4 protein-coding genes and 1 pseudogene are annotated in these 7,691 nt (G+C 32.5%); 1 reads left to right on the top strand and 4 read right to left on the bottom strand.

What is annotated here, in order from left to right; genetic code table 11:
* Nucleotides 1-1,480 (bottom strand): annotated as a pseudogene (gene coa / locus CD116_RS01230) (staphylocoagulase); the annotation flags it as partial.
* Nucleotides 1,481-1,669: 189 nt separating this feature from the next.
* Between coa and CD116_RS01225 the strand changes: the two are divergent.
* Entirely contained in the window at nucleotides 1,670-2,014 is a 345-nt protein-coding gene (locus tag CD116_RS01225) for a complement inhibitor SCIN family protein (RefSeq protein WP_047424146.1), read from the top strand.
* Between the two features lie 157 nt (nucleotides 2,015-2,171).
* Here CD116_RS01225 and CD116_RS01220 read toward each other — a convergent pair whose 3' ends face one another.
* From CD116_RS01220 to pflB, 3 genes are all read right to left on the bottom strand, one after another.
* Nucleotides 2,172-3,935: a glycerophosphoryl diester phosphodiesterase membrane domain-containing protein gene (locus tag CD116_RS01220; RefSeq protein WP_047529176.1), complete on the bottom strand. Its 1,764-nt coding sequence runs from the start codon at nucleotides 3,933-3,935 to the stop codon at nucleotides 2,172-2,174.
* 332 nt (nucleotides 3,936-4,267) lie between these two features.
* The gene (gene pflA, locus CD116_RS01215; protein WP_047548842.1) at nucleotides 4,268-5,023 is read right to left on the bottom strand and encodes a pyruvate formate-lyase-activating protein; all 756 of its coding nucleotides are present in this window, start codon (nucleotides 5,021-5,023) and stop codon (nucleotides 4,268-4,270) included.
* Nucleotides 5,024-5,045: 22 nt separating this feature from the next.
* Nucleotides 5,046-7,295: a formate C-acetyltransferase gene (gene pflB, locus CD116_RS01210; RefSeq protein WP_047424152.1), complete on the bottom strand. Its 2,250-nt coding sequence runs from the start codon at nucleotides 7,293-7,295 to the stop codon at nucleotides 5,046-5,048.
* Nucleotides 7,296-7,691 lie beyond the last annotated feature (396 nt).

The following is a 7,691-nucleotide window of genomic DNA, read 5'->3' as shown; positions in this document are numbered from 1 at the left end:
CGCCATATGATACTTGACCGTTTGCATGTGTCGTTACGTTGTATGCGTTTGTTTCTGATGGTTTGTTAAATCTTGGTCTTGCTTCATATCCATATGTTCCATCGTTGTATTCACGAATACCTGTACCAGCATCTCTATATTTCAAATACTTAGGTGTTTTGTTAAATTGTGGTCTCGGACCATATTGTGAACCTTCAGCTTTTTCAATTACTTGAGGTTTAACTTCAATATCATTTGTTTCTCCTTGTACATCTTTCAATGTTGACTCAACAGGGTTTTGCACTTCACTTCCACCTGTAATTGTCGGTAAAGTGACAGATGGTTGTGTATAATTGTCGCTTAAAGCTGGTGTTTTTTGTTCCATTGTTGGAAAATCTGGACCTTGAACAATTTCACCTTGAATTGTTCCTCCTGGAATCTTAACTGGAGGTTGTACAACTGCTTGTGTTGCTTCTTCAGCTTTAGCAACCGTAGTTTTAACTTCTTGTTGTTTAGAAACTTTAGGTGCTTGAGGTTCTTCAACTTTCTTCTCTTCTTTAACTACCTGTGATTTTGTTTCAGTCTGACCATAACTTTTGACAGTTTTAGTCTTCCAAGATTCGTCAGCTTCTTTAACAGCATTTTTCGTTTCTTCAACTAATTTATCAAAATTAGGCTTATTTTCACTATTCTCTTTAAAATTGTGCTTTGTTGGATCATATTTTGTTATAGAATTCGGTCTATTTTGTTTAGTCTCCATAAAGAAATCATCAATAATTGAATTTAAGTCATCCATCATTTCTTTTTTAATACGTTCATTTGTAATTTTATGTGGCTTATCTGCATCTCCAAGTATTAAATCAAGTTTTGCCCGCAACTCTCTAGCGTGTTCCCTATGTTTATCATCACTATAATACGTTACAACTAATGTATCAATTTCAGAAACAAGATCATAAACTTCTTTAGTTGCCTTTTCCTCTCCATCTTTATCAAATGACTTCAAGTCAACATTTTTATGCTCTATTTCTTTAACTTCTTTATTAAATTGATAAACTGCATCTTTTAAAGAGTTGAAAATATCATTATATTCATTCATTGTTAATTTATAAAGATTATATTTATGGAAAGTAAGCATATTAGAATTCTTATTTGAACTCTTATACCATTTTTTATAAAGTTCATATTCATCAATCTTCTTCTTCAATAAATACTGGTCTTCACCTAATACTCGTGTCATCAATCTGTCTTTTGCATCTTTATAAATAGTATCTCCATATTTGTAATCTTCTAATAAATCTATTGCTCCAGTAAATTGTGATTCTAAACTATCAATTATTTTCCAATAGTAATAATCTGAAACAGTAGCTCCATTTTTACTATTCTCTTTCACCCTTGATTCTTTACTATAATCCTTACCTACTATCGCATCTGCTTTGTTATCCCATGTAAATAAGCTAGATGCAACTGCTAATGCGCCTAGCGAAATTATTTGCTTTTTCATAATTTTTTAATTCCTCCAAAATGTAATTGCCCAACCTACTTTAAAGAAACAAAATATTAAAAGACATTAACTATATATTAATTAGAATAAACAAAGCATTAACTATCATTTTATTATAGTTAATTAGCTTTGCAATATACAATGGTGTATAATTCTTTTGATTAATGTACATCAAAGGAGTAACATAGCATGACAACACAAATGAAAATCAAAGCATATTTAGTTGCTGGTATTAAAGCGGCGCTCCTTGATACGACTGGTATTAAATTAGCAAGCAAATCTGAAACTTCATCACATACGTATCAACATCAAGCGCTTGTAGATCGATTATATATATTAATTGCAAACACCGAACTAAATACATTATCTCATCTAAACTTAGATTCATATCAAAAGCGAGATATTTTAGCAGCACATTATATCGCCAAATCAGCTATACGCACTAAAAATTTGGATCAAATGACTAAAGCAAAGATTAGACTAGAAAGTATTTATAACTCAATTTCTAATCATTCACATTCTAAAAATATTTAGCAATCCTCCTCACAATCATATGCATGTGTTTGAGACATTTTTGTCCTACAACTATTTGACACATCATCATAAGCCAATAAAATATCACTCCCCATATATTACAAAATTAAAAGAACCTCTAAAAGTATCATTGCGATAACTTCTAGAGGTCTTTATATTATTCAAATAAAATTCTTATTGAGCGATCAAAATAAGTTTCATCTTTCTTCGCTTCTTTAATATGATCTGCCAACGCTGCGTCATCTGTGATAATACCATCAACATTGGTTTGTAAATATTTCGTGAGATCTTCTTCACCATTAATTGTCCAAGTGTATACTTCTTTATTTTCTAAGTGTGCTTGATTAACAAGCCTTGGTGTATATGAAAAATCTTCAATGACAAAGAAATCTAATGACGTTTCTTTAAAATGACCAAATTGTAATGGGATAATATATCCACATTTGATATACGGCGCTTCTTTTTTTATCTTAGTCATCACATCATAATCCAACGACATCACTCGATAGTCATGTTCAACACCATGCTTTTTCAAAATATCAATCACACGCTTTGTATAGTCTGCTGGTTCTTTACCATGCGGCTTTAGTTCTACTAATAACTTCACGTTTGCCCGTTTCGCTTGCTCAATAAATTCATCTAATGATACTAACTTTGCCTCATGACCATTTTGACGCATTTTCAAGCCAACTACATCTTTAAACCGCGACTCAGAAATGTTTTTATCGATACCTGTTAAACGCTTCAAATTATTATCATGACTTACAACAAATTGCTTATCTTTTGTCATGATGGTATCTAGTTCAACATATTCAACGTTTGCTTTTGCTGCAGCTTTTAATGACGGAATCGAATTTTCAACACCTTTATCTTCAAATCCACGGTGTCCAATAATCGAGATATTTTGATTAATTGAATTATTGTAAAACAGGTACATATTATAACCAATAAAACATACCAGTGCTAAAATCATCGTTAAAATAAAAAATTTAGATTTTCGTTTCGGTTTTGGATCTTTAAACTCCAAAGTTGGTTGATATAGTACATTTTCTTGTTTTAAATGTAATACTAAGACACTAATCAATGATAGCTTCGTAAATAAGTAGTAAAAGAACAAAGTACTTTTCAACACAACAAATAATATTGATGATACTAAGAATTTATTGCCCTCTTCATCTAAGTATATTGCCATGAAAGTTACACCTGTAACAACTATCGTCAATATTGCTGAAATAATAAATTCTAAAATCAAAAACTCTATAACAAGGCGAAATTTATTTCGTTTCGTAATTTGCCAACTTAATTTCATGTTTTTAAATAATGACTGACGATTCAAAATAGTTAACGGCAAGGTAAATATTAATTTGAAATTTAAAATAAAGATGATAATCATAAAGGCACTGTAAAAAATAATACCTTTTGTCGTTTTCATAAGTTCTTCCGTTAAAAATTTAGGTATGTAAATATTTTTCGTTAGTACTGAACTCAGACCAAGGTTGGCAATGGGTATCATTAATATTAAATAAATAATAAAGAAAATGACTGGTACGCCAATAAGTTTTCTTACATTAATAAAAGCATTTTTAAAAATAGATTTAAACGTAATAATTTGACGATTGAATCCAGCATAAACCATATAGACTAGCAATGAAAATTCAACATAAATTAAAAAGGCAATGCTTAATATAAATATAATGAGTAGTATCACACTTGCTGGATGACTTACAATTTCTAGCCAATTATTAATCGTAAGTTGACTTTGACCAGCTACTTTTAACATTAAATTGAACAGTAAGATTAAGTATGTACTACTGATAAATATCATAATCAATTGTAATAATAAAGCATTGATACTAAATCGCCCTTTATTTTGATACAGTAGTTTAAAAACTGTCCATATATCTGTAATAATTCTCTTCATAATCACGCTCCATATTGTTTTGGTATTAATTTTCATCTTAATATTTTTAATTACTCAGGGTCAATAAAAATCTGAAAAGACTCATACTAATATGTAAATAGCAATCAATCGCCTAAGTAAGTATTATCATGAGAATGCTGGACAACACCTTTTAATAATTTATGGGGAGCTTCAGCATAATCGAGCACAAAGAACTATCGCCTTTCTTCAGCCATAACAAGATCTGTTTCATATACTTACTACAACTGATACAACATTATACAATTGAAAAAGAAGCATATGCCGCTTCGCTCATGAAGTTGCATATGCTTTCTTTTCGGTCTGAATTTTATTTATAATTCAACGGGAATTTTCCCTTTGAAGTTAACATAACGGTAGGCTGCTTTAACAGCTTCGTCATCAGGCGCTTCTACATCTTCTAATTCATATGGAATGCCCAATGTCTTCCACTTATGAACACCTAACTGATGATATGGAAGGATTTCAAATTTTTCGACGTTATCAAGAGAATTAATAAACTCTCCTAGTTTAATTAAATCGTCTTTATCATCAGAATAACCAGGCACAAGGACATGTCGAATCCATACAGGTTGTTTCAAATCTGACAGTTTGCGCGCGAAGTTAAGGATGTGTGTATTTGGCTTTCCTGTCAATCTAATATGTTTGTCATTATCGATATGTTTTATATCTAATAATATCAAGTCTGTATGTTTTTGCAATTCTTCAAAATGCCTTTGAAATGCTTTAGTATCGTTGGCACACCCAGCTGACGTATCTAAGCAAGTGTGCACACCATTTTCTTGTAACTCTGCAAACAGTTTTTCTAAGAATGGCATTTGTAATAATGGTTCGCCACCACTTACTGTTACGCCACCACCTGATGCATCAAAGTATGGTTTATATGGTAAAATTTCATCCACCATTTCATCAACTGTGACTTCTCTTGATGGCTCACTAATTTTCCAAGTATCTGGATTGTGACAATACAAGCATCGAAGTAAACATCCTTGTGTAAATAATATATATCTTAATCCCGGTCCGTCGACAGTACCCAAACTTTCGACGGAATGTAAGTGTCCCTTTAGCATAGTGCTCCCACCTTAAATTTTGTTACATACTTTCATGGAATGTACGAGAAATTACATCTAATTGTTGTTCACGTGTTAATTTAATGAAGTTAACAGCGTAACCAGATACACGGATTGTTAACTGTGGATATTCTTCTGGGTGTTCCATTGCATCTATTAATGTTTCACGGTTAAATACGTTAATATTTAAGTGGTGTCCACATTGCATTGCGTAACCATCTAACATACTAGTTAAGTTACGATTTTGATCTTCTGGTTCTTTACCTAATGATTTTGGTACGATACTGAATGTATTTGAAATACCATCTTTACAGCAATCGTATGGAATCTTAGCTACAGAACTTAATGAAGATAATGCACCTTTTTGGTCACGACCATGCATTGGGTTTGCACCTGGTGCGAATGGTTCGCCAGCTTTACGTCCGTCTGGTGTGTTACCAGTTTTCTTACCGTATACAACGTTTGAAGTAATTGTTAATACACTCATAGTATGTTCTGAATCACGATATGTTTTATGACTACGTAATTTAGTCATGAAGCGTTCTACTAAATCAACTGCGATATCATCTACACGGTTATCATTGTTACCATATTTAGGGAAATCGCCTTCAATTTCAAAGTCTACTACAAGACCTTCTTCGTTACGAATTGGTTTAACTTGTGCATATTTAATTGCAGATAATGAGTCAGCTGCTACTGATAAACCAGCGATACCTGTTGCCATTGTACGTACAATTTCTGTATCATGTAATGCCATTTCAATACGTTCATAGCTGTATTTATCGTGCATGTAGTGAATAACATTTAATGAGTTAATGTAAACACCTGCAAGCCAATCCATCATTTGATCGAATTTCTTGAATACTTCGTCATAATCTAAAACTTCACTCTTAATACCTTCGAAGTTAGGACCTACTTGTGCGCCAGATTTTTCATCTTTACCACCATTGATAGCATAAAGTAATGTTTTAGCTAAGTTCGCACGTGCACCGAAGAATTGCATTTGTTTACCAATTGTCATCGCTGATACACAACATGCGATACCATAGTCATCGCCATAGCTTTCACGCATAATGTCATCATTTTCATATTGGATAGAACTTGTTTTAATACTCATTTTTGCACAGTATGTTTTGAAGTTGTCAGGTAAACGTACTGACCATAATACTGTTAAGTTTGGTTCTGGTGCTGGACCTAAGTTATCTAATGAGTGTAAGAAACGGAATGAGTTTTTCGTAACAAGTGGACGTCCGTCGATACCTACACCACCAATAGATTCAGTTACCCAAGTTGGGTCTCCAGAGAATAATTCATTGTAATCAGGTGTACGAGCAAATTTAACAATACGTAATTTCATGATGAAGTGGTCAATGATTTCTTGAACTTCACTTTCAGTAATGACACCTGCTTTAAGATCACGTTCAGCATAGATATCTAAGAATGTTGATGTACGTCCTAAACTCATTGCTGCACCGTTTTGTTCTTTAATTGCAGCAAGGTATGCTAAGTATAACCATTGAACTGCTTCTTTAAAGTTTTCAGCTGGACGGCTTAAATCAAAACCATATTTTTGTCCAAGTTCTTTTAATTCTTTTAATGCACGATATTGTTCTGATAATTCTTCACGTAAGCGAATTACATCTTCAGACATTTCTGTAGACATTGTGTTGAAGTCATGCATTTTTTCTTCCATTAAGAAATCTACACCGTATAAAGCTACACGACGATAGTCACCGATAATACGTCCACGTCCGTATGCATCAGGTAAACCTGTGATGACACCTGCTTTACGGCAGTTCAACATTTCTCTAGAATATGCATCGAATACACCTTGGTTATGTGTTTTACGATAGTCTGTAAAGATTTTTTCAGTTTCTTCGTCTAATTTGTAACCGTAAGCTTCACAAGCTGCTTTAGCCATACGAATACCACCAAATGGTTGCATTGAACGTTTGAATGGTTTTTCAGTTTGTACACCTACAATAGTTTCTAAATCTTTGTCTAAATAACCCGCGTCATGAGATGTGATTGTTGAAGCTACTTTCGTATCCATGTCCCACATGCCGCCACGTTCACGTTCTTCTTTCGATAACTGCATTACTTGATCCCATAGTTTAGAAGTTGCTTCTGTTGGTCCTGCTAAAAATGAATCATTACCTTCATAAAGTGTGTAGTTTAATTGAATAAACTCTCTTACATCTACATGTCTGTTCCATCTTCCATTTTTAAATCCTTGCCAAGCTGTTGCATGATTTTTATTTGTTTCTAACATACTAAACGCCTCCATCTGTATAATGTTGTGAATTCGAAATTCTATGTTAACGTTTTCACAGTCATTGTAGCATGGTTGTTGTGATTTTTTTCACATAAATTATGTACAATTTTCATCAAATGTATGTCAAAATATAGAAACTGTACTAATTTGTGTAACAGTATCATGCTATTTCCATTCTGTTACACAACAGTTATAATGTTCACGATTTTCATTGATTTAAAAGTTTATCTTAGTTCATATATTTGTTATTAAAAAATGATTGTTAAAAAGCGTTAAATCAATACTTTAAAACATTTACTTTTATACATGAAGAAACGAAATCAAGCCCTTTTTTACGTAAATTTCTACATCAATGTTGTTTAATTTCTTACAAAATTTTATATAACAGCTACA

Source organism: Staphylococcus schweitzeri, from assembly GCF_002902405.1.
Taxonomy (GTDB): domain Bacteria; phylum Bacillota; class Bacilli; order Staphylococcales; family Staphylococcaceae; genus Staphylococcus; species Staphylococcus schweitzeri.
The sequence above is the reverse complement of the archived record's forward strand: the minus strand, read 5'-3'. Positions and strand labels throughout refer to the sequence as shown.

Coding starts and splice junctions, on each gene's coding strand:
- CD116_RS01225 (WP_047424146.1), top strand. CDS start 1,670: ATGACAACACAAATGAAAATCAAAGCATATTTAGTTGCTGGTATTAAA.
- pflB (WP_047424152.1), bottom strand. CDS start 7,295: ATGTTAGAAACAAATAAAAATCATGCAACAGCTTGGCAAGGATTTAAA.
- pflA (WP_047548842.1), bottom strand. CDS start 5,023: ATGCTAAAGGGACACTTACATTCCGTCGAAAGTTTGGGTACTGTCGAC.
- CD116_RS01220 (WP_047529176.1), bottom strand. CDS start 3,935: ATGAAGAGAATTATTACAGATATATGGACAGTTTTTAAACTACTGTAT.